Origin of the sequence: Bacillus sp. RC252 (assembly GCF_044909215.1) — a bacterium.
Taxonomy (GTDB): Bacteria; Bacillota; Bacilli; order Bacillales; family Bacillaceae_G; genus Bacillus_A; species Bacillus_A mycoides.
In genome coordinates this window covers 46,834-73,774 of the sequence record NZ_JBIYDV010000009.1, presented here as the reverse complement: position 1 = coordinate 73,774, position 26,941 = coordinate 46,834, and the positions used below count along the sequence as shown (strand labels likewise).

The window sequence follows — 26,941 nt, the reverse complement described above, 5'->3', positions numbered from 1 at the left end:
CAAAAAAACGCTCATTAGGAGGCTTTTCTTTATATGCGTACAACTTTAAAACCAGCGCAAATACTTTCGATTAGTTTATTACTATTCGCAGTTTTCTTCGGTGCTGGTAATATGATTTTCCCGCCTCTTCTCGGTCTTTCTTCCGGAGAAAATATGTGGGTTTCCATTACAGGATTTATTATTACAGATGTCGGTTTATCTTTACTAGCTATCGTCGCTGTTGCCCTTGCTGGTGGTAGTTTTAATACTTTAGCGAGCCGTGTTCACCCAAAATTCGCAGCAGTATTCGCTATCATTATTTATCTTTCCATCGGCCCACTATTTGTTATTCCACGAACTGGAACTGTATCTTATGAAATTGGGATTGCACCACTTTTCCCAGATCAATGGTACTCTATGTTAGTTTTTAGTGCGATTTTCTTTATAGTCGTCTACTTCTTATCGTTAAATCCATCCAAATTAGTAGATCATATCGGAAAAATATTAACGCCAATTTTGCTTGGAATTATTGCAATTATGGCAACAAAAGCGATTCTTTCACCAGGATCATTTGCAGAACCTGTTGGTGACTATAAAGAAATTCCATTTTTCAAAGGATTTCTTGAAGGCTTTTTAACATTAGATGCAATCGGAGCACTCGTATTATCAACGATTGTTGTAAATGCAATTCGCCAAAACGGTATACAAGATAAGAAATCCATTGCGAAATATACAATTATTTGCGGAAGCATTGCGGCTCTTTTCTTAACAATTGTTTACTTCTTACTAGGTTATATCGGCGCTTCAAACGGAAACTTAGGACAATTTGAAAATGGCGGTCAACTATTAGCAACTATTATGTATCAATTTTTTGGGACAAGCGGTAATGTTTTATTAAGTATCGCAATTATCTTTGCTTGTTTAACGACTGCAATCGGTGTTGTAAGTGCATTCGCCAACTATTTCACAACAGTATTAACAAATGTTTCATACAAGAAGCTTGTACTATACGTTTGTATTTTTAGCTTCGTTATTTCAAACTTAGGATTAAGTTTATTAATCAAAATTACATTACCCGTATTGATTATTTTATATCCAATTACAATCATTTTAATTTTCGTATCATTTATCGATAAATATACGAAACGTAAACCTTCTGTCTATATCGGAGCGATGATCGCAGCATTCATTATTAGCTGTATTCATGCACTTGATAATGTGGGAATGATACCAAGTTTTATCGCTAATATCGTACACACAATTCCTTTTTATAACTTAGGAATCGGCTGGATCGTTCCAGCAATAATCGGTGGTATAATCGGATACTGTACTCCACAAACAGAAGCTGCAGGTGAAGTTTCTACAAAATAAAGAAAAGAAGCAAGCATTGATTATGCTTGCTTCTTCTTTATTTTCAAATCGTATGCTTAAACGTAAACAGCTCTTCTTTTGACTGCACAGCAGGTTGTTCCTTTTCTACATCTGTCTTCATTCTCACTCCGCCTAACCTTACTTTCATCATCGCCTCTTCTATACTTTTTACAATCATATTTCCTGAAAAAATAGTAAGTCCAAAAAATGTGATGGGAACGAGCGGAATCCACGGATTCACTGTTAATGATCTAAAATAGACTCCAATTAAACCTGACCATTCATGCGTGTAAGATTCTATTTCTTCTATCGGTCCTAAAAACTGAACTGTTCCACCAAAGAATATTTCCAGTAATCCTAAGTGCAGTAAAATAGTAAGAGTTTGCGTAAACTGCTGAAAAAATACAAGTATAAACGTCATATAGAGATGCGGGAAAATATGCTTTATAACAATGTGCCTTCTCGATCCACCCAATATGCACGCAGCTTCAATAAATTCTTCGGTTCTCAATTTACGTACTTCCTTCGCAACATACAGTGCAATAACTGGCATCACAAGCATTACAAGTAATAAAACTTGAAACGAAGCTCTTTCAAAAAAGGTTGTTGTTTCCTCCCCACTCCCAAATGCATTTGCAAGGTGAAGAAAAAAATACGCAATCATAACTGTTGGAATAACTGTAAAACTATCAAAAAAAGCCTCGATTTTTGAAAACCCTCTTTTTACATATGTTCCAAGCACAACACCAAAAAACACACCTATCACCATTCTAAGTGCCGCAATTAAAATAGATATACCAATCGTCCACTTCGCACCTTCAATGACTAAATGTAACAGGTCGTATCCTTTCCGGTCTGTCCCAAGTAAAAATTGTAATGAAGGTGAAAACGGTGGCACTTGTGGATTTTCATCCGCATCATATTGCAATGTAACTTGTCTAATATGTCCATCATTCCATATCGTATTTCCGATGCTCAAAAGAACTAATATGAGAAGAAACCCAATGCTTATCCAAAATCTTTTCTCGCGTTTTATATACGTCCACATATTATAGTCTCTCCTTCATCGCAGTTGGAATGAGATAATGAAACAATTTAAACAAAATAAAAATCGGAATATAAATAAGCAGCACACTAACGATGAAAACCTCAACCCTAATACTCTCATACGATTTCAAAAACATAAAAATACCACCCGTACTAAAAATCCATTCTATAATATATAAATTAGATAACATAAAAAAGATATTCGTTTTCGCAAAGAAAAGTGTACTAAGCAACACATTTCGTAAAACATGACGATTTAAAATATGAAAACGATTCAGCCCTTTCGCCTTAGCAAATAGTACATAATCTTTTTCTAGCTCATTTTCAAAACGAAGCACTAACATTTTTACAAACAGAATCGTAGTCGGTATACTCAAACAAAATATCGGCAATCCTCTAATCGACTCGCCTCCAATTGACGCAATTTGAAAAGGTAAAAAGCCTGTTCTTTTAAAAAACCATATAACTAAAATTTGTGATACTAAAATAAGTAGAATGTCTGGAATAGATTCTAGGAAGATGAGAAATGATTTAATGCGATGCTGTATACGCGGTGAACTATTCATAATGACATAAACAATACAAAATGCTACAAATAATGAAATGAAAAAAGCCGCCAAAAAAATCACAATCGTTTCTTTATAATGGACGAACAACTGCGGAAATAAAAATTTACCTCTCACATATTGAAAATTGGAGATATCCATTAAGTTCACAAACACTTCTTTTAAACTCTGTATGTACTTTGATGCATGCAACTCAAATCCGTAAAATAATTTCGGTAATGCCCCTAAACAAATAATACCCAAAATCGAAATAATAAATTGAACCGTCACTTCCATCCCATTCAGAAAAACTTTTTTGACCACGTTTTCCCTTCTCTCTCTATATAATTTCCCTTTTAATTTTATTCTTAATTTTCTGAATTGTAAATATTTATACATAAAAAAATCACTAGGTTATGATTCTAGTGATTCTTTATGCGCATGCCCTTCTCTTTTCGCAAACGGCATATACAAAATAAAACATCCAATAAGTGCAGCTATTTCTAATGAAATAATATAGTAAGGGTGTGGCCCTAACATATCGAGTAATGAAGCAGTTTCTGGCTTACGAGCTAAAAACATATAATTGCCACCTGTTTTGTAGTTCACAAAAGAAACGATTGGAATTATTATGTTTAAAAATATCATCGTACGCTTAATTGATTGCAAGGTCGGTCTATATCCTTCTACCCACGTCATAAAGAGTGGTGCCCAAATGAGTAATACATGTGCAACGAAGAATTCTATAAAGCGAAAATGCGGAAAAGCATATTGCACGTTCGGCGTTAAAATAGCTTGTGATGCACCGATAATTCCTGTAAAAAATACAATCTCATATATGCGATAACTTTTCGTTACAATCATAATCGATGCTAACAATAAACTAATCGTACATAACTCGAATGGTAATGAAGTGCCTAGTTCAAAAATCCCCGATTTCCATTCCCACATATGGAGCCCAATTTCACTCCCAATAAATAAAAATGCAATCGCATATCGAACCGCTATATTCCACTCACTTTGCCGTAATATATCTTGGTATTGATACAGAAAAAATATCCCCACCAACATAATAAATAATATAAGGACGTGTTGCCTTGAGTATGGAATAAATGGTTTTAATGGATGCGCACTAAAATAAGCTTCCATCTTCCTTCCTCCTCTCCTTCATACAATATTATTGTTAGAAAGAAACAAGGAGTCAATTCATCTGCTTAAACCATGTACAACCTCTACATTACATTTACATATCGATACCTTACAAAACTGTAAGGTTATTGTAAGCTAAAACGATTTGTCAGATTCTTCACCTCTTCTATACTTAATGTAGATACTAAAACGAACGAAAAGGTGATAAATAGATGAAGAAGAAAAATAAAGTGTTAATTACTAGTGTAGTAGCGATCGGAATTGCAGCTGGATCATATTTTGCATTTGCTGGCGGTGGTTCAGAAGTAGCAATGGCATATAGCGGTTATAAAATTACGGAAAAACAAATTGAAAATGCACAAAAATTTGGCGGCGAAGTTATTCCAAATGGTATTGAAACAATTTCATTCGATCCAACAAAAGGTACGTATGAATTAGCTGTTAAAAAAGGTGATGAAGTGAAAAAAGGTCAGCTTCTGTTTAAATATAATGACCCTACTGCTAAACAAGGTGTAACGGAAGCAGAAATGCAAAAGAAAATCGCACAAAAAGAAGTAACATTGTTCCAAAAACAAATTGATGCAGCGAAACAAAAATTACAAAAAGATAAAAATGCAGGCCTTCCCGCTGAAGCATTAAAAGCATCCGAAATTGAAGTTGGGCAATTAGAATCACAACTTGAAATGAAGAAGTTTGAAGTAGAAAAAGCTGATGAAATGATTAAAGTAGCAAAAGAGAAAGTAAACACACTTTCTGTAACGAGTCCAGCCGACGGTGTAATTGATGATATCGTAAAAACTGCTGATGAAAAAACAGGTATGAGTGGCATTACACTTCGTCACGCTGGTCAATTTAAAGTAAAAGGTCAACTTTCTGAATATGAACTTGCTAGTATGAAAGTTGGGCAAGAAGTAACTGTTTCATCAAAAACTGTCGCTGGTAAGACTTGGACAGGAAAAGTAACAGAAATCGGTTCTACACCATTAAAGAGCATGGACGAAAACAAAACTGTTTCTAATTATCAATTCACTGTCACATTAGATAATAGTGAAGAATTACAAAACGGCTTCCATGTTTACGTAACGAGTAAATCTGGCGAAGCAACTGGTACGATTGTTCCGAAAAGCAGCATTGTGAAAAAAGGTGACAAAAATGTTGTCTTCGTTGTAAAAGACGGTAAAGCGAAAGAACAAGCAGTTACTGTTGAATTCGAGACAGATAGCGAAGCAAAAGTTTCTGGAGTGAAAAAAGGAGAGGAAATTATCTCTAAACCTGAAAAAGACTTAAAAGACGGTATGGAGGTTGTCACTCAATGATTAACTTAAAAGGCATCACGAAATCTTTCCAAAATGGTGCAGAGTCCGTTCAAATATTACACGGAATTGATGTAACACTAAACCAAGGAGAATTCACTTCTATTATGGGACCATCTGGTTCTGGTAAATCAACATTAATGAACATTATCGGTTGCTTAGATAAGCCAACGACAGGTGCGTACGAACTAGCTGGTCAAAACATTTCAAACATGTCTGAAACAGAACTTGCACATGTTCGTAATAAAGAGATCGGATTCATATTCCAAAACTTTATGTTATTACCGAGACTTACAGCACTTCAAAATGTAGAACTACCTCTTATTTACGCTGGAGTCGATAAAAAAGAAAGACGTGAGCGCTCATTAGCAGCTTTAACAAAAGTCAGTTTAGCTGATCGTGCTACTCACTTACCAAATGAATTGTCAGGTGGACAAAAGCAGCGTGTCGCAGTCGCACGTGCAATCGTAAATAACCCGAAATTTCTCTTAGCAGATGAACCGACGGGTGCACTTGATACGAAAACAAGTACACAAATTATGGATCTCTTTTACGAATTAAACAAACAAGGCTCAACAATCATTATGATTACCCACGATCGTGAAATTGGGGAAGCGGCCGCACGTCAAATTGTAATTCGTGACGGAAATATCGTCCAAGATTGGAGAGGTTAATTTTGAACACGAGTGAAAATATACGCATGGCCCTTTCCTCTATCTTTGCTCATAAAATGCGTTCTATATTAACAATGCTAGGTATTATTATCGGTATTAGCGCCATTATTACTATCATTTCAATGGGTGATGGTACAAATGCAAAGTTTAAAAAAGAGTTAGGCCAAGGAAAAGATACTGAAGTAACGATTTACTACAACAACCCTGATTATGGAACTGATAGTGCCAAAATCACACCTGATATGCTAAAACGTCTTCAAACTGTACCAGGCGTTAAAGATGTTTATCCAGATGTAAGTATGAAAGTAAAAGCATCTTCTGGTTCAAAAGATGTCTCTCTTGATTTAAAAGGTGGAACAGGCGCCTTTATGACAGATTCGAAAATAAAATTAGTTCACGGTCGTGAATTAAACGACAGCGAATTAAACCAAGCAATTCCTGCTGTTATATTAAATGAAGAAGCTTTCAACAAATTATTTAGTGGTTGGGAATCAAATCTATACACAGATGTAAAAGGAAAGCCGTATAAAATAGTCGGTGTATACGAAACGAAAAACGAATTTGGAATGGCTATGCCTGAAGGTTATACATCTCTTGAAAACGCGCCTGTCATTTCAGGAGTAAATGAGTATGACTCTGTAAAATTAACAATGACCTCTCCAACAGAACGCAAAAGTGTAGAAAAACAAGCTGTTTCTGTTTTAAACGACATGAAAGCTCCTAAATTCGAGCACAAATTCGAAGCACAGGACTTAGGTGAATTTACGAAGCAATTAGACGAATCCATCGGTATGATGAAAATGGTATTCGGTGGCATTGCCGCTATCTCCTTACTTGTTGGTGGTATCGGTGTAATGAACATCATGCTTGTATCTGTAACAGAACGTACACGTGAGATCGGTATTCGTAAAGCACTTGGTGCAACGCGCGGTAAAGTATTAACACAATTCTTAATTGAATCTTGTATTTTAACAGGACTCGGTGGTTTCATCGGATTCATGCTCGGTATTTTCTTCGCTTGGATCGTCTCAATCTTTGCCGGATGGCCACTCGTTATCTCAAAAGAACTTGGACTTCTTTCAGTAGGTATCTCAATGCTAATCGGTATTGCATTCGGTTTACTACCAGCAAACAAAGCTGCTAAACTTGATCCAATTGAATGTTTACGATATGAGTAAATAAAAAACGTAGGAGTTTACACTCCTACGTTTTTTATTTTGTTGAAGGCAAATTCAATTTTATCGCTGTTTTATTAAAAATCTGCGTCTCTAACTTCTACTATATAACTCTGAAGCAATTCGCGAACTAATTCATAACAATATCGTCCCTTTAAATCATGTTTCTTCTATTATATATGTTTCATGTTGCGATTACCTTTTTATCCTTGCAGCTTCCATTTCACATTACAACTATCCTGCAATCCTATTATTGTAAAAATACTATGTAATAACACAAATTCAAGGCGTAATTTTTTCCATACTACAACTTGTTTTGTAACAATTATATCTCTATTTCATTAAAATCACCCCTATATATACGACTTCACACACAAGAAGATTATATTTTCATAACTACATTACGATTCAAATAGTTAAATATCTCTTTTTTGTAACGTTACAGAAACATTCACGTAACACCACCGATACAATTTTAATCTATTAGCAATTAAAATTGTATTGATTTTATGATTCTTATGTTCTAATCCCCTAAAAAACGCAAAGAAAACGCTATCAGGATATTAATGGAATTATTACAGAATATTAATGCCTCGTTACGAATGCTTTGTAGTTTTGTGTTTTCCGCAAATAAGAAAATAATGGTTGCTATAATGAGGTCAACGAAAACAAATGCAATGGAGGCTATTATGAAAAAATTTATGGGTATAGCAACAGCAGCGGTTTTTGGTCTTGGGATTTTCACAACATCTGCTAAAGCAGAAACAATCGTAACGACTGATGTACTAAATGTACGAGAAAACCCAACTACTGAATCACAAGTTGTCGGAAAGTTATTAGATGGATATAAAGTTAACGTTTTACATACAGAAAACGGCTGGTCAAAAGTTAAATTAAATAGTGGTAAAGAGGCTTTCATAAGCGCTGACTACACAAAAGATACTTACTACGTAACAGCAAACGTATTAAACGTACGTGCTGGAGCGAATACAGATTCAGCGATTCTTGGTAAATTGAAAAAAGATGATGTAATCGAAACAACACACCAAGTACAAAATGATTGGATCCAATTTGAATATAACGGCCAAACAGCTTATGTACACATTCCTTACTTAACAGGAAAAGCACCAGTTAAAGTTCAGCCAGTAGTTAAAGCTGAAAAAGTAACTAACGCTCAAGATACAGCTAAAGTTCGTGAAGCAGTTAAAGCTCAAGAGGCAGCTGAAGCTCAAGCAAAAACTAAAGCTCAAGAAGCGGCTAAAGCTCGTGAAGTAGTTAAAGCTCAAGAGGCAGCTGAAGCTCAAGCAACAGCTAAAGCCGGGGAAGTAGCTAAAGCTCAAGAGGCAGCTAAAGCTCAAGAAGCGGCTGAAGCTCAAGCAGCAGCTAAAGCTCAAGAAGTGGCTAAAGCTCGTGAAGCAGCTAAAGCTCAAGAAGTGGCTGAAGCTCAAGCAGCAGCTAAAGTTCAAGAGGCAGCTAAAGCTCGTGAAGCAGCTGAAGCTCAAGCAGCTAAGGCTCAAGAGGCGGCTGAAGCTCGTGAAGCAGCTAAAGCTCAAGAGGCAGCTGAAGCTCGTGAGGCAGCTAAGGCTCAAGAGGCAGCTAAAGCTCGTGAAGCGGCTAAAGCTCAAAAACCAGCTACACAACAACCTGTTGCGAAAGAAACTGAAACAAGTGCACCATCTTCTTCTCGTGAATTAAGAGTTGTAGCAACAGCTTACACAGCAGATCCACTTGAAAATGGTTACAAAGCCGGAGATCAAGTAAAATCAGCTATGGGCCATAACTTAACAGCTAATCCAAACATGAAACTAATTGCAGTTGATCCAAGTGTAATTCCATTAGGTTCAAAAGTATGGGTTGAAGGTTACGGAGTAGCAATCGCTGGTGATACTGGTGGAGCTATTAAAGGAAATAAAATTGATGTTTTAATGCCAGATAAAGGTACATCAAGTAACTGGGGACGCCAAACAGTTACAGTGAAAATTTTAAACTAATTATAAAAAAAGAGTTAGTCTCATTATTGAGGCTAACTCTTTTTTAATGATTCTTACATTCTTTCTTTCTCTTGAAAGTAACTAATATTATCCCGAAGCCATTTTCTCTCTGACATAAACAAGCTCCCTCGTTTTTTATATACTTTATCAAACGTCTTTAAAACTTCTTCATGATCAGCAAACTTATGTAAGAAACGAAGAGCAATAACAATCTCTGATTCATCGGTAGGTACTACTTCATTTTTACGTCTTCTAGAAACAATCTTATTCACACGTTCACAAATTGGCTTAATCGTCCTTTCGTCTCCATATGCATAAAGAGCTCGAACAGCCTCGTATTTCACCATTATATTTCTATCCTTTAAAGCTTCAATATAAACTATTTGTAAGTCCGCTCCCCCTATTTTTGCTAACACTTCAATAACGGTTGAACGAACATAAGCACTATCCCTATATAAAAGCTTTGTTAATGGAAGAATCGATTGATTTGTTCCAATCTCAAGCAACGTATAACAAATATTTGTAATCTCATCTTTATTTTCTTCAGTATCCAGCAACTTTAGCAACGCACGTTCCGCTTCTAACGATTTATATAACTTTAAGGAAGAAACTGCCCAAAAACGAACACTATCGTTTTTATGATAAATATAAGGAATAATTTTATTTGTACTACTTACTTCTGGTAACGGATAAATATTACTAAGTAATTCACTTAACAGAGTCGGGCTCTCTTCATATTCCAAACGATCTATAAGGTAATCAGCAATACAGATTTCTTTCGTATTTATAGCGAGTTTCGTCATTAAATAATAAATATCTTTCTTCATAGATATCTTTTTTGCTTTTATTAACTTCTCCTGTAAATAAGGAAAAGTTAATAGGTCATATAGCTCTTTTGCTTCATCATATGCACGATGCCATATATCTGTCTCTTCATCGGCCATTCGCCTTAATAAATCATCTATATACTCTTCCATCTCCTTCTCTCCCGTCCAAATTAAATCTATCTCTTTGCATTCTATATACGATAGATTACTATTTCAACAGAAAAAAGAGGATGCCATAGCATCCTCTCCTCCCTTCCCTATTCCACACAAGTAAACTGTGTCCAAGCCCCAACATAATCTAGTAAAAACAGTTCTTCTTCCGCAATTGTACCGACAATATTTTTCCGTTCATCTATCGGCATTTCTTTCAAGATGATTTGTAGTTCACCTTTATACTTTCCGAATAGGTTATTACCAATTACAACTTGCCCTCTTTTCTGTCGTATACTTTCGCGCACTGGGAAATCATAGTCTTTGTACTTTTTACGCACTTCTGTAGAACGTACCATATACTCTGTTATGTCACCGCGTCTTACGTGTAATTCTTGCAGTGTCGCTCTCTTCTCTACTTCAGTCGCTTCGTCTACAAATTGTACCTTTAGCTGTAACATGTAACGATTTAAGTTTCCTAGTTTCTCTAACTCTTCTTCACTCGCATAAGCATTTCCGATAATAACATCATCAATAAGCCCTGTTGCCCATAAATGTTTCGCTTGTACTTCAATTGGTAAGTTACGATGTTGTTCTAACGTACATAATCCGTCATTAATATCCCATGGACCAATTTCAGCTGCATGTGACGTAATAAATGCTGCCGTGCGAATACCATGCTTTTTAAAGCGTTCACTACAGCGAATGAAATAATCATACGGAAGACCAGTAAATTTTTGCGGATAAAAATTGTGACAACCAATTAAAGCTGATTTATTCGCTTGATGCGAAAGGATATTTTCTAAATAGGCAATATCATTACTTACATTCAGCTCAATTTTTAAGCCATATGGATTATTCGTCATTTTCGCTTCTGTTAACCCGTCAAACCCTACATCTAAACGAATTCCATCTGCACCTAACTCTGCAAAGAATGATAGATCACTATAACTAATACCAAGTTGATCGAATACAGCCGGAGCTACATCTAAAATAACTTCCATATTATACTCTTTTGCATGCCCAATAATTTCTTTAAATTCAGCTACAATTTCCTCTTTTGGACGATTAACAGACAGTAAACATGTGAATATTCTTGAGAAACCGTGGCGTGCCGCTGCCGAAATGTATGCCATATCTTGTTCTTTCGTTGAATGCTCTGGATAAAGTGAAATTCCTAATTTACGCTCCATGCTTTTGCATCTCCTTCACACGTTGTATTAATGCCATGCTCGTAAATCTATATTTTGCAGATAAACATGTTGCACATAAAATCGTTGGTACGATGATAAAGTACGGTGATTCTAAACTAAATGCCACATAAGCTCCCATTGAACATCCAATAAATAATATCGACACAAGTAGTAAAACTAATAGCGATTTACTTTGTACCCACTTTGAATAATGTGCAATACACTGCCCCGCCACGAATGTAATTAAGATGATAATTGCTCCGAGCATTCTGTTTTCTCCTCTCCTGCTAATTGTTGTTTCTCATACATTTTGAAGAATGGATAGTAAATAACGAATGAGATAACAAAGTTAACAAGTACAAGTACACCGGCCATAATTGTCCAGTCCGTACTAATAATCGCTGCAATTGGCGCTAACATCGTAAATGGCAGCTTCGCCATCATGAGCGGAATCATACCTGAAACAACTGCGAAATATGATACCGTCGTTGTAACTAACGGTGTAATAACGAACGGAATAATTAAGATTGGATTCATTACAATTGGTGCCCCGAAAATAATTGGCTCGTTAATATTGAATAATCCTGGTACGAATGATAATCTACCTAACTCTTTTAAGAACTTAGATTTAGAGAACATAAACATAATAACTAAAGCTAACGTTGAGCCTGATCCACCGATCCATACGAACCATTGAATAAATTGCTCTGTAAATAAGTTTGGTAACTGATGTGCATTTCCTGTAGCCGTAAATACTTCCATATTTTCAAGAATTGCTGAATCCCACATCGGACGAATGATTGGTCCTAAAATCGCTGGGCCATGTATACCGAACGACCAGAAGAATACAATTAGGAATACTGTTAATAAACCACCGAATAAATTATTTCCTACTAATACTGATTTTAATGGTGCGATTAAATATGTGATTGTTGTGTTTACATCAAATTTCAAACCGTAACGAATACCCCAGAATAAAAGAATAACTACTAAAGTTGGAATTAATGCTGCAAACGAGTTTGCAACTGCTGGTGGTACACTATCTGGTAATTTAATCGAAATATTATGCTTAATCATAAAGTGATAAATTTCTACTGCAATTAATGCTGTAACAATTGCTCCGAATAAAGAAGTTGCACTTAATGTTCCTACTGAAATATATCTACCTGCATCAATAACACCTGGTACAGCTTTTGTTATTTGAATTGGTTCAACTGATGCTAGTAAAAAGGCGAGTACAGATAATAATCCTGCACTTAATTGATTGAGCTGATAAAAGTTCGCGAGTGAAGCCCCTACCCCAAATGCTGCGTATAATGCCATTAATCCTACTGTAAATCGGAATGGAATATCTAAAATATGGCGAAACGGTGCAATCCACTCCATATATGCATCAATTGGTAAGTTTAAAAAGATAACGAAAAATGACCCGACAATCGTTAACGGTAATGTAGAAATAACTCCATTTCGAATTGCTAATAAATGTCGTTGCCCCGCAATCTTTTGCGTTGTCGGCATAATCTTCTGTTCCATAAAACTCATAAAACCATTCATCGATAACCCTCCCTATGTTCAATGTGGCGAAATTTAAAAGTTATAACATTATAATGTTTATATTTAAAAAAATATAATTACGCTAAAACTAATTGTTCAGCTTGCTTAAGTACTTTCAAACCATCACACATGCCATAATCTCGTTGTTCTATAATTGCAACTGGTATATCGTATGATTTCGCAAGAAACTCTACTGCTGGAAACAAATACTTCACCTGTGGTCCAATTAAAACAACATCAGCATTTTTTATTTCCAGTTTCACAAGTTCTGAATCAACTGCTTTAATTTTATAATCCTTCCCTTGTTTCTTTGCCTCTTCTTGCATTTTTCTTACAACCATACTCGTTGACATACCTGCCGCGCAACATAATAAAATGTACATCTTATACTGTCACTTTCTCTTCCACTCGTTTATGAAGAGTAATAAATTCTTCAGCAAGTTCTTTCACTGTAATGGCATTCATTAAATGATCTTGTGCATGCACTAATAATAAACTTATTTCTGCATGATTTCCTCTTGCTTCTTCTTGAATTAAATCCGTTTGAATACGATGAGCGGATGATATTTCCTCACTAGCAAGTGTCATCTTTTCACTCGCATTCTCAAAATCTCCTTGTCTTGCAAAAGCAATTGCTTCAAGCGCCGCGCTTCTCGCGTTGCCACCATGTAAAATTAACGCAAATGGAGTTTGCATATCAGTCATTTAAAATTCCCCCAAGTTATGTTTTTTCTATATTTTTATCTTATTATGAAAACGCATACAATTAAACATAAAAAACTTCCGTTGTGTAACGGAAGTTTTAATATACTTTTTCATAATGATAGTAAGATTTCTTGAAAATCATCAACAGCTTGAGCCTGATGCAATTTTTCTATTATAGTTTGACTAGACATAATATCAAATAAAAAATCATAAAGCTTTTGTAAATCTTCATTATTATTGCGCTTCACACTAAATATAATAATAACTTGTACTTTTTTATCTCCCCAGTCAATCGCCTTATCGAGTGTACAAAACATCAAAAATGTCGTATCGCTTAATAATTGCATCGGATGCGGAATTGCCACTAAGTTTCCAACCGCTGTAGGAGATGTGTTCTCTCTCTCCATAATAGAAGCATAAAAGTTTGCGGGTACATAGTTTTTCTCAGCAGCTTTCTCACATAAAAACTGGATAACCTCTTCTTTCGTAGAAGCACTACGATTTAAGAAGATCAAATCTTCCTTAATATATTGCTGGATACTATCATTCACATGTGTAAATAACTGCTTACCAATTGATTTAATCTCTTTATCATCAAATATTGAGTTTACCTTTATAACCGGAACAGGCAAACCACTCGGTATATGAATCGTACTAATAATACAATCTATTTTATCTTTATAAAGATCTTCCACTTTCAATTGATAGTACCCTGTAATACCTACAATCTCTAGTTTATCTCGGAAATGTGATAGAATTTTATATTTCAGTAGTTGTGCACTCCCTTGACCAGTTGCACAAACTAATAAACATCTTTTCTTTTGGTTATTTTCCTGCAAGCGGCTCATCGCCCCACCAAAGTGAATGGCAATATAACCAATCTCACTCTCTGGAATGGATTCACCCGTATATTCACCAATTATATCTCCAACGAGAACTGCAATTTCAAAAGCATATGGATAATTTTTTTTCACTTCTGCCAAAAGAGGATTTCGCGTATTTAACTTATATTTCAAACGATTTAATAACGTTTTTAAATGAACACCAAAACCAAATAATAATTCTTCATCGTAATAAAAAGTAAGATTCCGTTCTTCCGCTACTTTGAAAAGAATATGCTGCATGAATGCATATACGTCTTTCCCTAATAGCTCTTCCACATTTTCATAGCGATCTCTCGCTGTAACAGCAGTACTTAATAAATGCATCGTCACATATAAAATTTCTTCTTCTGGAAATTGAAGTTTTAGCTCTTCCCCTAAATTCCCTAAAATCTGTTTCGCAATTTTATATTCTTTCTTTATTATAAGTTCAGATTCCTCTACATGCAGTGCTTGAATGTAATGATCATCCCTGCATCTCTTTAAAGCAATCGCAATATGAATTGATAAATTATCAATTTCTATATCTGATAAATATATCGTTCCTCCCTCGATATACTTTAGTATAACTGAGCGGATGAGAGAAATATGGGGTAACGATAAATATGTGTCCGTCTGCTCATAGTTCTCATGAAACGGAGTATGGTCATAACGCGGCAAACCATATTGTGATAAACAAGAACGAATATTAAATTCTTCTCCTACAATACGTATACCATAATATGGTCTTTTTTCAATTTGTAACTCATAGCGACTACAAATATCTGTAACATCTTTCATAATTAAATTTACAGTAGATTTACTCACATAAATCTCTTCCGCTAGCTGTGAAAGCTTCACATACCCATCTGTCGTTAAAATACGGTGTAAAATATAAGCTACTCTTTCTTCATAAGAAGTTGGAATCTTTTCTGTCTGTTTTTGAAATACATTTACGCAAAAATCTTCAAACTTCTTAGTTTGTATAATTTCTAGTTCGTACCCATTCCCTCTTTGTGATTCAATTTTCGCTCCGTGTTCTTCCAATATATCATTTAATAATTTTATATCCTTTTGAATCGTCTTCGTTGATACGTGTAAACGGCTCGCTAAAAAAGCTCGATTTAGCATCGATTTCTCTTCTAAAAACTCCTCTAAAATGGAAATTAATCGCTGATGCACTTTTGTCATAGCTCTTCCTCTCGCTCTTTATATAAAAGGGAAAAAGCCACTGAAATCAGTAGTTTTTTCCCTTTTATCCCGCGTTCATTATTTCTTTAGCGTAAATCCAAACTTATCCCAAGCTTGTAAATAATCTAATAAGAAGATTTCTTCCTCTATAATTCGGCCGACTACATTTGTTTTTCCTGTATTCACCATATCTTTTAAAGCAATTTGCAATTCACCTTTATATTGGCCATATTTCTCATTATCAATTAAAAGATCGCCACGCTTAATTTCACGCGTATTATGCGGTTTAAACTCTTCTTTTTTATATTTCACACGACTTTGTGTAGAACGAATCATATATTCAGATACATCCCCGCGATAAAAATGAGGTTCTTCTAATACGATAATTCTTTCTAAATCTGTTGTTGTATCGTATAGTTCTATATCAAATGTTTGTTTCTCTTTATTTAACGCACCTAGTGCTTGTAATTCTTCTTCTGAAGCATAAGCATTCGCAATAATAACATCATCAATTAATTCTGTTGCAAACAAATGCTTCGCCTGTGTTGTCATCGGTAATTCGCGATGCTGCTCTAACGTACATAACCCTTCTGTTACTGGCCAAGGTCCGTATGTTGCATCAAATGATGAAATAAAAGCAGCCGTTCTCATACCGTAATCTTTAAATTGTTTCGAGCATTTAATGAAATGATCGTATGATAATCCTGAATAACGATGTGGATAAAAATTATGGCAACCAATTAAATTTTCACGATTTGGTCTATGGCTCATAATGTTATCTACATATTTCGTACCGTTACTCATATTAATTTCAATTTTTAAGCCGTATGGATTGTAAGTCATAATCGATTCTTCTAAACCAGAGAATCCAACATCTAAACGGATACCGTACGCTCCTAACTCATGGAAGAACGATAAATCATTATATGAAATACCTAATTGTGTAAAGACAGACGGACTAATATCAACTAATACTTGGAACCCTAATGCATTTGCATGAGAGATCGTTTCTTTAAACTCTTCTATAATTTTCTCTTTTTCGCCATCTACAGATAATAAACATGTGAATACACGTGTAAATCCGTATTTACTCGCTAATGTTACATACTCTTTATCTTTCTCTACTGTCGAATGTTCTGGATAAATAGAAATACCTAATCGTCTCATATGTACACGCCTCTTTCTTCATCATATTGTAAACCTTTTCAAATATACGTAGCGAAAAAGTATGTATCCCCTTTTCTTCCACTACAATTTGAATCCGCTTTCTTTAAAGAAAAAACAATTTCTATCATTCATAACAACTACTAGTCTACACATCTATACTTTACATCTTTTTTTCATAGTTGTGTAGCTTTTACACAAATTTGTCAGTTTTTTACCTAAAAAATTGTTATCCGCTTTCAAGACACCTTCCTTGACTGTTATGTTGACCAATACATATACTCGAAAGAACAGAGATAAAGTGAAACTTTAATCAGTGGGGGTATTGTTCATCCCCCATTGATTATTAGCCTTCACCAATCGGGCGTTAACGGACAGCATGGCTCCCACCTAACTTCTTTGCTCCAACCAAATTTTGAGGTGAGAGTCTTACTGCCCGTTAACGCGGGAAAACTTTTATATAGGGGATGAATATATGGGAGAGGCAGTACTCGTAAAACGAGAACCGTTATGGACAAAAGAGTTTATTGCGCTAATTCTAGCAAACTTATGTATGTTTTTAGGATTTCAAATGTTAATTCCAACTTTACCTGTTTATGTGAAAGAAATTGGAGGCACAAGTTCAAATATCGGATTCGTTGTCGGCATGTTTACCGTTGCAGCACTTTTTATTAGGCCGCTAACTGGAAATGCCTTGCAGAAATTCAACAAAAAAATCATTTTAATGATCGGTACCGCTATTTGTTTACTCGCTATGGGCAGTTACCTTTTCGCTTCAACCGTTTTCCTATTGCTTGCCGTTCGAATTTTACACGGAGCTGGTTTTGGTATTACAACGACTACATACGGAACTGTCGTTTCAGATTTAATTCCGCAAGCTCGCCGCGGTGAAGGCATGGGATACTTCGGTCTTTCTGGAACTATTGCCATGGCGCTCGGTCCGCTTATTGGACTTTGGCTTATGCAAGCATATAACTTCACGATTCTTTTTTTATGTGCACTTTCATGCACAATAGTTTCATTAATATTAACGAAACTACTTCAAATCAAAAAATCGCCGCAACCACCACAGCAAACATCTGGTACCTTTCTCGATGGATTTATTGAGCGTAAAGCTTTACTTCCTTCACTATTAATATTATGTATTACATTAATGTACGGGGGAATTGGGAGCTTTATTACATTATTTGCTACAGAAGTCGGGATTGCTGATATCAGTCTCTTCTTTTTATTTAACGCACTTGCAATCGCTGTAACTCGTCCGTTTTCTGGAAGATTATATGATACGAAAGGTCATACATTCGTCATCATTCCAGGTGTTATTATTACGTTTACAGGTATTATCTTGCTGTCGTATACAACTACAATTCCGAGTTTAATTATTGCCGCAGCTTGCTACGGCAGTGGTTTCGGAGCAATTCAACCGGCACTACAAGCATGGATGATTGACCGAGTAGCACCGCACCGGAGAGGAGTAGCAACAGCAACATTCTTCTCAGCATTTGATCTTGGAATTGGTGCTGGAGCGATTATTTTTGGATTCATTGCACACTTTACCAACTACGCAACTGTATATCGATATTCCTCTTTATTACTTATTGCTTTCTTGTTCATTTATATTACAAGTATAAGAAAACAAAAGCATAGAGATAAAAATACAGAAAAAGCTGCTGGATAATTCAGTGGCTTTTTTCATCCCACAATAACCTCATACTAATCAATACACGTTAAACATTCCCCATTTTTCGATGGTATAAAACTACAGGCATTTCCCTACATATTTTTTTAACTTTCATCAAAAAATATACGATGAACTCGCAGACGCTTTTTTTCATATGTAATCGAAAAATATTATTCTAAAAAGTGTGACTCCTTTACAAAAATACCATTTACAAAAGTTGAAAACCAATTAAAACCAGGTGTTTCTTTAAAGATTTGTAAACTTTTTATCCCTTTGTAAATTTAGTGTAAATTTTACTGATAAATCGTTTACAGTGCCTCAAGGTTTAGTTAATAATTACATCGTACATGAAATTTAAGGAGTGGAATGCGTGGAATACAATATTCAAGATATGATCTTCCAGTTCATTGGTGGATTAGGTATTTTCTTATTCGGGATTAAATACATGGGCGATGGACTGCAACAAGCAGCTGGAGATCGTCTTCGCGATATTCTAGATCGTTTTACAACAAACCCTCTTATGGGTGTACTAGCAGGTATGTTAGTTACAGTATTAATTCAATCAAGTTCAGGAACAACCGCTTTAACAGTCGGACTTGTAAGTGCTGGATTTATGACATTAAGACAAGCAATCGGTGTTATTATGGGTGCGAACATCGGAACGACAGTTACTGCATTTATTATCGGGATTAAAATCGGAGAATACGCTCTCCCAGTTATGGCAGTTGGAGCAATCTTACTATTCTTCTTTAAAAATAAAAAAGTACAGTCTTTAGGTCAAGTCGTATTTGGGTTTGGTATGTTATTCTTCGGTTTAGAATTAATGAGCGCAGGTATGAAGCCTCTTCGTTCTTTAGAGTCATTCCAAGAATTAATGGTTAGCATGAGTGATAATCCAATTTTAGGAATTGTTGTTGGTACAGTCTTCACTTTAATTGTACAAAGTTCAAGTGCGACAATCGGTATTTTACAAGAACTATTCGGTCAAGGTGCTATTGATTTACAAGCTGCTCTTCCTGTATTGTTCGGTGATAACATCGGTACGACAATTACAGCCGTATTAGCAGCAATCGGTACTTCAATTGCAGCAAGACGTGCAGCATTAGTTCACGTTATCTTTAATATTATCGGTACCATTATCTTTACGATTATATTAATACCATTTACAAGTTTAATTCAATATTTCCAAACGTCATTAAACTTAAATCCAGAAATGACAATTGCATTTGCACACGGGACGTTTAACGTAACGAATACAATCATTCAGTTCCCATTCATTGCAGTATTAGCATGGATTGTAACAAAACTTATTCGTGGTGAAGATGCATCTATTAACTTCAAACCACAGCATTTAAATCCAATCTTTATTGAGCAATCTCCAGCGATTGCTTTAACAGAAGCTCAAAAAGAAATTATTCGTATGGCTGAGTTTTCATTAGATGGACTAAAAGAAGCTAATCAATTTTTAAATACACAAGACAAAAAACACGCTAACATGGCTACTCAATTAGAAGGAGCTATTAACAATTTAGATAAAAAAATTATCGAGTATTTAGTTTTACTATCAGAAAAACCACTTTCACCTACAGACTCTGAAAAACATTCAGTTTTAGCAGGTGTTGTTGGAGATATTGAACGTGTCGGTGATCATGTAGAAAACCTTGTAGAACTTGTAGATTTCCAAATTTCAAACCGCGTTTCACTATCAGATGAAGCACTAGCTGAATTAAATGAAATGCTTGAATTAACAATTTCAACATTACAAGATGCAATCAATGCTTTAACAAACTTCGATACTGAACTAGCACAAACGGTTATTGCAAAAGAACGTAAAATCGACCAAATGGAACGTGTTCTACGTAAACGTCACGTATTACGTCTGAACGAACGTAGCTGTTCAGGTGATGCAAGTATCATCTTCGTTGATATGGTAAGTAACTTAGAGCGTATCGGTGATCACGCTGTAAATATTGCTGATGGTGTTTTAGGCGAGCAAGGTAAACTAGCAGTAAAACAATCATTATAATTAGAAAAAGAGACGCTAATGTAAGCGTCTCTTTTTTCATTTCATCTTTACAACCGTTCTTCCTTTTAACTTTCCTTGCAGTATAAGTGTAAACTTCTCATCTAATTCTTTTAATGTACATTCTTCTGTATAAGATAATAGCTCTGAATTTTTCCACTCACCTGCTAGCAATGCCCACACTTCTCTTCTCATATCTACTGGACATTGAACTGAATCTATTCCTAAAAGGCTAATCCCTCGTAATATGAATGGGTATACAGTTGTATTTAATTCGTGCCCTGCTACGTTCCCACACGTTGTTACACAGCCTCCATACTTAACTACCTTTAAAGAACTTTCTAACATGCTTCCGCCTACGGTATCGACAACCCCAGCGTATATTCCTTTAAGCATCGGTCTTCCTGATTCATCACTCAACTCCTCGCGGCGAATCATCTTTCTTGCACCTAAACGTAGCAGCATCTCTTTCTCTTCCATTTTCCCTGTTGCCCCTACTACGCTATATCCTAGCTTCCCTAAAATACTAACTGCTACACTGCCTACTCCGCCCGTAGCACCCGTTACTAAAACATCTCCCATACTAGGCGTAATTCCCGCTCTAATGAGCTTATATACCGATAAGGCAGCTGTAAAACCGGCTGTCCCGTACATCATACTTTCCTTCAAAGACATTTCTTTCGGTAAAGGAACAACCCAAGATGATGGCACGCGAATATATTCTCCGAAACCACCAGAAGTATTCATACCTAAATCATATCCAGTTACAATAACTTGATCGCCTTCCTGAAAGGCGTTATTTTCACTACTAACTACCTCTCCTGCTGCATCTATGCCAGGTGTATGAGGATATGTTCTCGTTACACCTTTATTACCAGTAGCTGAAAGGGCATCTTTATAATTTAATGAAGAATAATGAACACGTATTAATACGTCTCCTTCAGGTAAACCATTTACTTCTCTCTCAACAAGCTTTCTTTCAAATTGATTATTTTCCTTTTCTTTCACGACAATTGCTCGGAATGGTGTATAATTCATTACGCTCTCTCCTTCATCCGTAAAATCCTTCTTTATTATATAAGAAGTACATATACAGCTAATCACATCTTCTTGGCTATATTTCAACAAATCTTACTTCTCTATCACTTTCTCACATTACATATTTTCATTTCTACTAAAACAACTTATACTTATTCTACATCTCAAAAATAAAATATAGAAAATCTAACTTTTTATAAATAAATTGAATTTTTACGAAATGTAAATGATTTGTAATGTTTTTTTTCGCTAAATTTCATTATAATAAGTGGATATGAGTGTCGTATTTCAATCCAAATGAAGGAGTACAAGAAATGGAGCAAAACCCATCTTTACAAGAAAATACACGAACTAAACCGAAAAATAGTAAGAAAAAAACAAAAATTATTATAAGCGTTATTCTATTAGTTTTAATAATAGGTGGCGGTTATACATGGTTTTTAGTAAATAAAGCATCTTCTGCTGTTCGAAACGCCGCTCACGATTTAGCACGCGGTGATAAGTCTGATTTACGTGCTAAAGCTGTAAAACCTATTACAAATAACGTCTCTGTCTTAATAATGGGTGTTGATGAAAGCGATGTCCGTGGGAAAGAATATGGTGAAGCTATAAGAACGGATGCACTATTACTTGCAACGTTTAATAAAGATAGCAAAACTGTAAAGCTATTAAGTATTCCACGTGACACGTATACTTATATTCCAGTAGAAAAGAAAAAAGATAAAATTACACACGCTCATGCATTCGGTTCTACTAAAAACGGAAAAGATGGTGGACCACAAGCTAGTATTGATGCAGTTGAAAAATTAATGAATGTTCCCGTCGATTACTTTGTAAAATTCAACTTTAAATCATTCATGAAAATCGTTGATGATTTAGGCGGCATTGAAGTTGACGTACCAGTTGAGTTTACTGAACAAGATAGTAATGATAACGCCGAAGCAATTCACCTGAAAAAAGGTGTTCAAAAGTTAAATAGTGAAGAAGCTCTTGCTCTTGCTAGAACAAGGCACATTGATAGTGATGCGATGCGTGGACAACGTCAGCAACTTGTTATTGAAGCAATTTTAAAGAAACTAACAAGCGCTGGATCCGTAACAAAAGTTGGAAACATCATTGATGATATTAACGGACAATTCGTTACAAACTTAACATTCGATGACATGCTTTCATTCTATAAATATGGATCGGATTCGGAAATTGAGAAATTACAACTTCAAGGTGAAGATTGTTACATGGCAAAAGGTGATGATACATGTAGTAAGTCAGCTGGTGGTGGTCGAACTTACTACTACAATCCAGATAAAAAAGAATTAGCTAATGTTACAAACGAACTTCGTAGTCACCTTGGACTACCTGCCTATACAAAATCTGATTCTGATTCGAAAAAAACAAGCTCAGAGAAAACAAAAGCATCTACGTCTGAAAATACGAGTGAACGCGAATCAAGTAACGATGAAACTCAAAATAAGAATAACAGTGAAGATACAGAAACATCGTCTAATGACAATGAATAAAGTGAAGCAGTGCTCTATGGAGGTAGAGCACTGCTTCTTTTTAATGCTTTCAAAATAAAAAATCAGAACTTTCCAACTATCTTTTTTAATATTTTTAAATTATAATAAATAGTAGTAATCTATTCCAATTATCAGGGGGCCCACGCATATGAAAGCTGCAGTAAAACATAACATTTCAGATTTTAAAGAGTACTTAAAATCAAACGATATATACATGGAAGAAAATATAGATGAAAATGATGGTTCGGTACATTTTTCAGTAGGATTAGAAACAGAAGCTGGCGCAAAAATTCAACTTATCGCTGCTTTCCAAAGCGAACATCCTGCTGTGGATATATACTGCTTCAATGTTGCTCTTGTACCTGATTCAACATCAACAAATGATATTTTACATGTCATCAATGAATTAAACACATCTTATCGATTTGCAAAATTCACGCTAAACAAACAAAATGCAATTGATATTTCAACATCTCTTGCATTCTCAGAACCAAACTTTAATCCCGCACTTGTCTTTGAACATACGAGAATGCTATATAAACTGGCAAACGATGAATATAAGAACTTAATGAAAGTTATTTGGGCGTAAATAAAAAGATGGTGCTACAAGAGCACCATCTTTTTATTTCGATATCATATCAACCCACATCTTTATCGCGGTTCCTACAATTAAAGTAGACAATACGTATTGCAAAACTTTTTGATTCACTCTCTTCCCTACTCTCACTCCAAGAGGAGCGGCAAATAAACTTGCTATCGCAACGATAAGAGCCGGAATAACAACTATTTGTCCAGTAATCACTTTCCCAGTAGTAATTCCTATCGAGGAAATAAAAGTAATAGCGATAGATGTTGCTATTGTTGTACGTATCGGTAGTTTTAAAACAACTAGCATAATCGGTACTAAAAGAAATGCACCACCAGCCCCAATAATGCCGGAAACACTTCCTACAATAAACGCTAGCAAACTAGCGAGCCACTTATTGTACGTAATTCCTTCTGTCCCCTTACGATTGCTTCGCTTCGGTATAAACATCATAATAGCCGCAATAGTAGCTAGTAATGTGTAAACAACGTTTACAGCATGCTCATTTAATAGATTCGCACTAAAGCTACCTACAAAGCTTCCTATTAATATACTAGCTCCCATATACACAACTAAAGTTTTATCCATATCGTTACTTTTCCTGTACGCCCACGCGCCTGCAAAAGTTGCAAAAAACACTTGAATCGCTGTAATACCACTCACTTCATGTGATGTATATCCAGCAAATCCTAGCAATACTGGAATGTATAAGATCATCGGATAATTAATAATTGCACCGCCAATCCCAACCATTCCTGAAATAAACGAGCCTATAAACCCAATAATAAAAAGTAGTACTGTTAAACTCATATTGTATCCCCCGCCTTCTAAAAAGAAGGTGATTTAAATAAATAAATTCACATTCCCATCCGAAGCATCTGCTAAATATGCACCTACTCCTGCAAACTCTACCCCTTCCATAATCTCTTCCTCTTTTAACCCTAATAAATCTACTGTCATTTGACAAGCTACAAGCTTAACTCCCTGTTCTTTCGCCATATCAATTAAATCTGGCAAAGGCATCGCATTATGCTTCTTCATAATGCCTTTAATCATCTTTGGCCCCATACCAGCAAAATTCATTTTTGATAATCCCATCTTATCAGCGCCGCGCGGCATCATTTTTCCAAACACTTTCTCTATAAACGTTTTCTTTACTTTCACATGCTCATCTTTCCTAAGGGCATTTAAACCCCAGAAAGTATGAAAAATAGTCACTTCATGATCGTACGCCGCTGAACCATTTGCAATAATATAAGCAACCATTGCTTTATCATAATCTCCGCTAAATAAAACGATTGTTGTTTTCTTCTGTTGTTCCATGTTGTTCTCCTCCTAATTACCTATAGGGGTATTTTAAAATTTGTAAAAAGGCTCAAATCATCTAGCTACACCTAATGCTACTTTTCCCCTTACAAAACGTTCATACCGCCTGAAACATTTATAATGCGCTGAAATCCTAATTTCTTTAATACTTTTGCTGCTTGCTTACTTCTCATCCCACTCTGACAAATAACAATTACTTCCTTATTTTTATCTAACTCATTTACTTTACTAGCTAACTCATTTAGTGGGATATTCTGAAATCCTTTCATATGATTTCCTCTATATTCTCCAGCTGTACGAACATCGATAAATTGTTTTCCCTTTTTCCCCACTATACTCTTTAATTCTTTTCCATTTATATTTTGAACACCTTTCACCGGTAAAAAACGTGAAATAACAAGCCATGCAGCAATTACAATGAAAAGCGTACTTAATATTGTATTCATAAAAACAACCTCTCCGCCTTTACAAAACTAGTTCTTCACTACGCCTTCTTAATCCAAAACTTCAGCACATCGTCTTCTATATTATGCTTTACTATTTCATGACCGCCTGTTTTTGACCATGCTGGAATATCTTTTACTGATCCTTTATCCGTTACATGTACTTCTAACACTTCTCCAGATTGTAAAGCATCCATCGCTCTCTTCGTTCTTACAATCGGCATTGGACATGCTAAACCCTTCGCATCTAATACTTGTTTTACATTCATCATCTATTCCTCCAGTTTGTTATTTTATAATGAATCATGAACTGCACAACGATTTGGGCCAATCTCCATTTCACGCTCTTCTTCCACACTCGGATAAATCTTACCCATATTCGTTTGACGAATTTCTTCATAAGCATTCGGCTGAGGCGGTAAGTTCTCTGTCACAGTTTTACGAAACTCTCCCTCATCAACAATATTTAACCCTACATTCTCCTTAAATAAATCTTGTAAATGCGCACTCACAATGCCTCTGTCGTCCATTTCACTTATTTTTGAATAATGAGCCGGTAAAACAATTAAATCTTGAGACAGTTCCTTATAAAGTTTATATAACGTATTTCGTAAATCACTCACCCAATCTTCAGCCTTCCCAGCAAGATCTGGACGCCCGATTGAATCTACAAATAAAATATCGCCTGATAATAAATAGGAATCATCTACAATAAATGATGTACTTCCAATCGTATGCCCCGGTGAGTATAATGCGTCAATTTCAATTTTGGTACCCCCCACCGTAATAACAGATCCTTCAACAAGCGGTTTATATGAGAAAACGACTTCCTCCGCATCTTTTGGAGGTAACCAATACGTACCACCTACTTTTTCAGCTAACCTACGTCCTCCAGAAATATGGTCTGCATGTAAATGTGTATCCATGACATTCGTAATAGTAACACCATACTCTTCCGCAAAATCTTCATATGCTTCAACCGTTCTGACTGCATCAATAACTGCTGCTTCACCGTTTGAGACGATCATATAAGATAAACAGCCTTTTCCAAGACGGTTAAATTGATATACACTTCCTCCGCCCTGTACATCTCCTACTTTTAACGGCTTTACATATTCACTCCAAGCTTTCATACCACCAGCTAAATAATAAACATCATTGAATCCGGCATGTAACAATTGCTCTGCGACAAACTGCGAAGAACCTTCTTTCGCACATACGACTAAAATTTCTTTCTCCCTCGGCAATTCATCTACAATATGATCTACACCATCTAATAAGTCAAAATACGGTTTATTTATAGAAGAAACTTGTTTCCCTTCAATTTTCCAATCTTCATAGTCCGTTTCATTCCGAACGTCTAAAATAAACAACTCTCCGAATAAAACTTTCTCGGCAACCTCTTTTGCTTGTAATATCTTAACACTCATCCAATTACC

The 26,941-nt window shown here is 35.5% G+C and carries 26 protein-coding genes; 9 read left to right on the top strand and 17 right to left on the bottom strand.

The genetic code is table 11. The annotated features are described in order from the left end of the window. The first annotated feature begins 33 nt into the window (after positions 1-33). Positions 34-1,350: a branched-chain amino acid transport system II carrier protein BrnQ2 gene (gene brnQ2 / locus ABH960_RS14830; protein ID WP_404446119.1), complete on the top strand. Its 1,317-nt coding sequence runs from the start codon at positions 34-36 to the stop codon at positions 1,348-1,350. A 43-nt stretch (positions 1,351-1,393) separates the two neighbouring features. On the opposite strand, the gene ABH960_RS14825 is transcribed toward brnQ2, so the two are convergent. The 3 genes from ABH960_RS14825 to ABH960_RS14815 all read right to left on the bottom strand — a co-directional run bounded on the left by ABH960_RS14825 (position 1,394) and on the right by ABH960_RS14815 (position 4,091). Then, positions 1,394-2,398, bottom strand: a complete 1,005-nt coding sequence (locus ABH960_RS14825; RefSeq protein WP_404446116.1) for an ABC transporter permease — start codon at positions 2,396-2,398, stop codon at positions 1,394-1,396. 1 nt (position 2,399) lies between these two features. Beyond that, positions 2,400-3,266 carry an ABC transporter permease subunit gene (locus ABH960_RS14820; RefSeq protein WP_404446113.1) on the bottom strand — a complete coding sequence of 289 codons (867 nt, stop codon included), beginning with the start codon at positions 3,264-3,266 and terminating at the stop codon, positions 2,400-2,402. 90 nt (positions 3,267-3,356) lie between these two features. Further along, positions 3,357-4,091 (bottom strand): YwaF family protein, encoded by a 735-nt coding sequence (locus ABH960_RS14815; protein WP_404446110.1) that lies wholly within the window; start codon positions 4,089-4,091, stop codon positions 3,357-3,359. Between the two features lie 212 nt (positions 4,092-4,303). On the opposite strand from ABH960_RS14815, the gene ABH960_RS14810 reads away from it, so the two are divergent. The 4 genes from ABH960_RS14810 to entC all read left to right on the top strand — a co-directional run bounded on the left by ABH960_RS14810 (position 4,304) and on the right by entC (position 9,244). Then, a complete protein-coding gene (locus tag ABH960_RS14810; RefSeq protein WP_088038535.1) occupies positions 4,304-5,407 on the top strand; it encodes an efflux RND transporter periplasmic adaptor subunit in 1,104 nt (367 codons plus the stop codon). Continuing rightward, positions 5,404-6,078: an ABC transporter ATP-binding protein gene (locus ABH960_RS14805; protein ID WP_002087431.1), complete on the top strand. Its 675-nt coding sequence runs from the start codon at positions 5,404-5,406 to the stop codon at positions 6,076-6,078. The genes ABH960_RS14810 and ABH960_RS14805 overlap by 4 nt, the downstream gene beginning before the upstream one ends. 26 nt (positions 6,079-6,104) lie before the next feature. After that, a complete protein-coding gene (locus ABH960_RS14800) occupies positions 6,105-7,256 on the top strand; it encodes an ABC transporter permease (protein ID WP_002029935.1) in 1,152 nt (383 codons plus the stop codon). A gap of 563 nt (positions 7,257-7,819) precedes the next feature. Then, entirely contained in the window at positions 7,820-9,244 is a 1,425-nt protein-coding gene (gene entC, locus ABH960_RS14795; RefSeq protein WP_404446106.1) for a cell wall-binding protein EntC, read from the top strand. Between the two features lie 53 nt (positions 9,245-9,297). Here the strand turns inward: entC and ABH960_RS14790 are convergent, their stop codons facing one another. From ABH960_RS14790 to ABH960_RS14755, 8 genes are all read right to left on the bottom strand, one after another. Further along, positions 9,298-10,221 (bottom strand): HEAT repeat domain-containing protein, encoded by a 924-nt coding sequence (locus tag ABH960_RS14790; protein ID WP_404446103.1) that lies wholly within the window; start codon positions 10,219-10,221, stop codon positions 9,298-9,300. A gap of 107 nt (positions 10,222-10,328) precedes the next feature. Continuing rightward, complete coding sequence (locus tag ABH960_RS14785) at positions 10,329-11,414, bottom strand: DUF871 domain-containing protein (RefSeq protein ID WP_404446101.1); 1,086 nt, start codon at positions 11,412-11,414, stop codon at positions 10,329-10,331. Further along, positions 11,404-11,682, bottom strand: coding sequence for a hypothetical protein (locus ABH960_RS14780; protein ID WP_002087437.1), 279 nt, complete (start codon positions 11,680-11,682; stop codon positions 11,404-11,406). Before ABH960_RS14780 ends, ABH960_RS14785 begins: the two co-directional genes overlap by 11 nt. Then, positions 11,658-12,968 (bottom strand): PTS sugar transporter subunit IIC, encoded by a 1,311-nt coding sequence (locus ABH960_RS14775; protein WP_001013048.1) that lies wholly within the window; start codon positions 12,966-12,968, stop codon positions 11,658-11,660. The genes ABH960_RS14780 and ABH960_RS14775 overlap by 25 nt, the downstream gene beginning before the upstream one ends. 77 nt (positions 12,969-13,045) lie before the next feature. Then, complete coding sequence (locus ABH960_RS14770; protein WP_002087440.1) at positions 13,046-13,351, bottom strand: PTS sugar transporter subunit IIB; 306 nt, start codon at positions 13,349-13,351, stop codon at positions 13,046-13,048. A 1-nt stretch (position 13,352) separates the two neighbouring features. Then, on the bottom strand, positions 13,353-13,673 hold the full coding sequence (locus tag ABH960_RS14765) for a PTS lactose/cellobiose transporter subunit IIA (protein ID WP_002087442.1): 321 nt from the start codon (positions 13,671-13,673) through the stop codon (positions 13,353-13,355). Between the two features lie 110 nt (positions 13,674-13,783). Further along, positions 13,784-15,724, bottom strand: a complete 1,941-nt coding sequence (locus tag ABH960_RS14760) for a BglG family transcription antiterminator (protein WP_404446095.1) — start codon at positions 15,722-15,724, stop codon at positions 13,784-13,786. Between the two features lie 78 nt (positions 15,725-15,802). Next, a complete protein-coding gene (locus ABH960_RS14755; RefSeq protein WP_113768969.1) occupies positions 15,803-16,891 on the bottom strand; it encodes a DUF871 domain-containing protein in 1,089 nt (362 codons plus the stop codon). Between the two features lie 472 nt (positions 16,892-17,363). Here ABH960_RS14755 and ABH960_RS14750 point away from each other — a divergent pair, with 472 nt between their 5' ends. Next, positions 17,364-18,566 carry an MFS transporter gene (locus ABH960_RS14750; RefSeq protein WP_201051277.1) on the top strand — a complete coding sequence of 401 codons (1,203 nt, stop codon included), beginning with the start codon at positions 17,364-17,366 and terminating at the stop codon, positions 18,564-18,566. 373 nt (positions 18,567-18,939) lie between these two features. Next, positions 18,940-20,595, top strand: coding sequence for a Na/Pi cotransporter family protein (locus ABH960_RS14745; protein WP_404446091.1), 1,656 nt, complete (start codon positions 18,940-18,942; stop codon positions 20,593-20,595). A gap of 36 nt (positions 20,596-20,631) precedes the next feature. Here the strand turns inward: ABH960_RS14745 and ABH960_RS14740 are convergent, their stop codons facing one another. Then, positions 20,632-21,630: a YhdH/YhfP family quinone oxidoreductase gene (locus tag ABH960_RS14740; protein WP_404446088.1), complete on the bottom strand. Its 999-nt coding sequence runs from the start codon at positions 21,628-21,630 to the stop codon at positions 20,632-20,634. A gap of 314 nt (positions 21,631-21,944) precedes the next feature. Between ABH960_RS14740 and ABH960_RS14735 the strand changes: the two genes are divergently transcribed. Both ABH960_RS14735 and ABH960_RS14730 read left to right on the top strand, forming a co-directional pair. After that, positions 21,945-23,147, top strand: coding sequence for an LCP family protein (locus ABH960_RS14735; RefSeq protein ID WP_404446085.1), 1,203 nt, complete (start codon positions 21,945-21,947; stop codon positions 23,145-23,147). A gap of 148 nt (positions 23,148-23,295) precedes the next feature. Further along, a complete protein-coding gene (locus tag ABH960_RS14730) occupies positions 23,296-23,736 on the top strand; it encodes a hypothetical protein (protein WP_002029912.1) in 441 nt (146 codons plus the stop codon). 33 nt (positions 23,737-23,769) lie between these two features. On the opposite strand, the gene ABH960_RS14725 is transcribed toward ABH960_RS14730, so the two are convergent. The 5 genes from ABH960_RS14725 to ABH960_RS14705 form a co-directional block, all read right to left on the bottom strand. Continuing rightward, positions 23,770-24,543: a sulfite exporter TauE/SafE family protein gene (locus tag ABH960_RS14725; RefSeq protein ID WP_002029911.1), complete on the bottom strand. Its 774-nt coding sequence runs from the start codon at positions 24,541-24,543 to the stop codon at positions 23,770-23,772. Between the two features lie 33 nt (positions 24,544-24,576). Beyond that, positions 24,577-25,056 (bottom strand): DsrE/DsrF/DrsH-like family protein, encoded by a 480-nt coding sequence (locus ABH960_RS14720; protein ID WP_404446082.1) that lies wholly within the window; start codon positions 25,054-25,056, stop codon positions 24,577-24,579. Positions 25,057-25,145: 89 nt separating this feature from the next. Then, complete coding sequence (locus ABH960_RS14715; protein WP_404446079.1) at positions 25,146-25,505, bottom strand: rhodanese-like domain-containing protein; 360 nt, start codon at positions 25,503-25,505, stop codon at positions 25,146-25,148. A gap of 38 nt (positions 25,506-25,543) precedes the next feature. Continuing rightward, a complete protein-coding gene (locus tag ABH960_RS14710) occupies positions 25,544-25,774 on the bottom strand; it encodes a sulfurtransferase TusA family protein (protein WP_002134528.1) in 231 nt (76 codons plus the stop codon). Between the two features lie 21 nt (positions 25,775-25,795). Further along, positions 25,796-26,932: an MBL fold metallo-hydrolase gene (locus ABH960_RS14705; RefSeq protein WP_404446075.1), complete on the bottom strand. Its 1,137-nt coding sequence runs from the start codon at positions 26,930-26,932 to the stop codon at positions 25,796-25,798. Positions 26,933-26,941 lie beyond the last annotated feature (9 nt).

Bases quoted from the DNA above. Each gene is read 5' to 3' on its own strand.
- ABH960_RS14785 (WP_404446101.1), bottom strand. From the start codon at position 11,414: ATGGAGCGTAAATTAGGAATTTCACTTTATCCAGAGCATTCAACGAAA.
- ABH960_RS14765 (WP_002087442.1), bottom strand. From the start codon at position 13,673: ATGACTGATATGCAAACTCCATTTGCGTTAATTTTACATGGTGGCAAC.
- ABH960_RS14770 (WP_002087440.1), bottom strand. From the start codon at position 13,351: ATGTACATTTTATTATGTTGCGCGGCAGGTATGTCAACGAGTATGGTT.
- ABH960_RS14780 (WP_002087437.1), bottom strand. From the start codon at position 11,682: ATGCTCGGAGCAATTATCATCTTAATTACATTCGTGGCGGGGCAGTGT.
- ABH960_RS14815 (WP_404446110.1), bottom strand. From the start codon at position 4,091: ATGGAAGCTTATTTTAGTGCGCATCCATTAAAACCATTTATTCCATAC.
- ABH960_RS14710 (WP_002134528.1), bottom strand. From the start codon at position 25,774: ATGATGAATGTAAAACAAGTATTAGATGCGAAGGGTTTAGCATGTCCA.
- ABH960_RS14750 (WP_201051277.1), top strand. From the start codon at position 17,364: ATGGGAGAGGCAGTACTCGTAAAACGAGAACCGTTATGGACAAAAGAG.
- ABH960_RS14720 (WP_404446082.1), bottom strand. From the start codon at position 25,056: ATGGAACAACAGAAGAAAACAACAATCGTTTTATTTAGCGGAGATTAT.
- entC (WP_404446106.1), top strand. From the start codon at position 7,820: ATGGAATTATTACAGAATATTAATGCCTCGTTACGAATGCTTTGTAGT.
- ABH960_RS14805 (WP_002087431.1), top strand. From the start codon at position 5,404: ATGATTAACTTAAAAGGCATCACGAAATCTTTCCAAAATGGTGCAGAG.
- ABH960_RS14740 (WP_404446088.1), bottom strand. From the start codon at position 21,630: ATGAATTATACACCATTCCGAGCAATTGTCGTGAAAGAAAAGGAAAAT.
- ABH960_RS14735 (WP_404446085.1), top strand. From the start codon at position 21,945: ATGGAGCAAAACCCATCTTTACAAGAAAATACACGAACTAAACCGAAA.
- brnQ2 (WP_404446119.1), top strand. From the start codon at position 34: ATGCGTACAACTTTAAAACCAGCGCAAATACTTTCGATTAGTTTATTA.
- ABH960_RS14725 (WP_002029911.1), bottom strand. From the start codon at position 24,543: ATGAGTTTAACAGTACTACTTTTTATTATTGGGTTTATAGGCTCGTTT.
- ABH960_RS14790 (WP_404446103.1), bottom strand. From the start codon at position 10,221: ATGGAAGAGTATATAGATGATTTATTAAGGCGAATGGCCGATGAAGAG.
- ABH960_RS14730 (WP_002029912.1), top strand. From the start codon at position 23,296: ATGAAAGCTGCAGTAAAACATAACATTTCAGATTTTAAAGAGTACTTA.
- ABH960_RS14825 (WP_404446116.1), bottom strand. From the start codon at position 2,398: ATGTGGACGTATATAAAACGCGAGAAAAGATTTTGGATAAGCATTGGG.
- ABH960_RS14755 (WP_113768969.1), bottom strand. From the start codon at position 16,891: ATGAGACGATTAGGTATTTCTATTTATCCAGAACATTCGACAGTAGAG.
- ABH960_RS14705 (WP_404446075.1), bottom strand. From the start codon at position 26,932: ATGAGTGTTAAGATATTACAAGCAAAAGAGGTTGCCGAGAAAGTTTTA.
- ABH960_RS14800 (WP_002029935.1), top strand. From the start codon at position 6,105: ATGGCCCTTTCCTCTATCTTTGCTCATAAAATGCGTTCTATATTAACA.
- ABH960_RS14810 (WP_088038535.1), top strand. From the start codon at position 4,304: ATGAAGAAGAAAAATAAAGTGTTAATTACTAGTGTAGTAGCGATCGGA.
- ABH960_RS14760 (WP_404446095.1), bottom strand. From the start codon at position 15,724: ATGACAAAAGTGCATCAGCGATTAATTTCCATTTTAGAGGAGTTTTTA.
- ABH960_RS14775 (WP_001013048.1), bottom strand. From the start codon at position 12,968: ATGAATGGTTTTATGAGTTTTATGGAACAGAAGATTATGCCGACAACG.
- ABH960_RS14715 (WP_404446079.1), bottom strand. From the start codon at position 25,505: ATGAATACAATATTAAGTACGCTTTTCATTGTAATTGCTGCATGGCTT.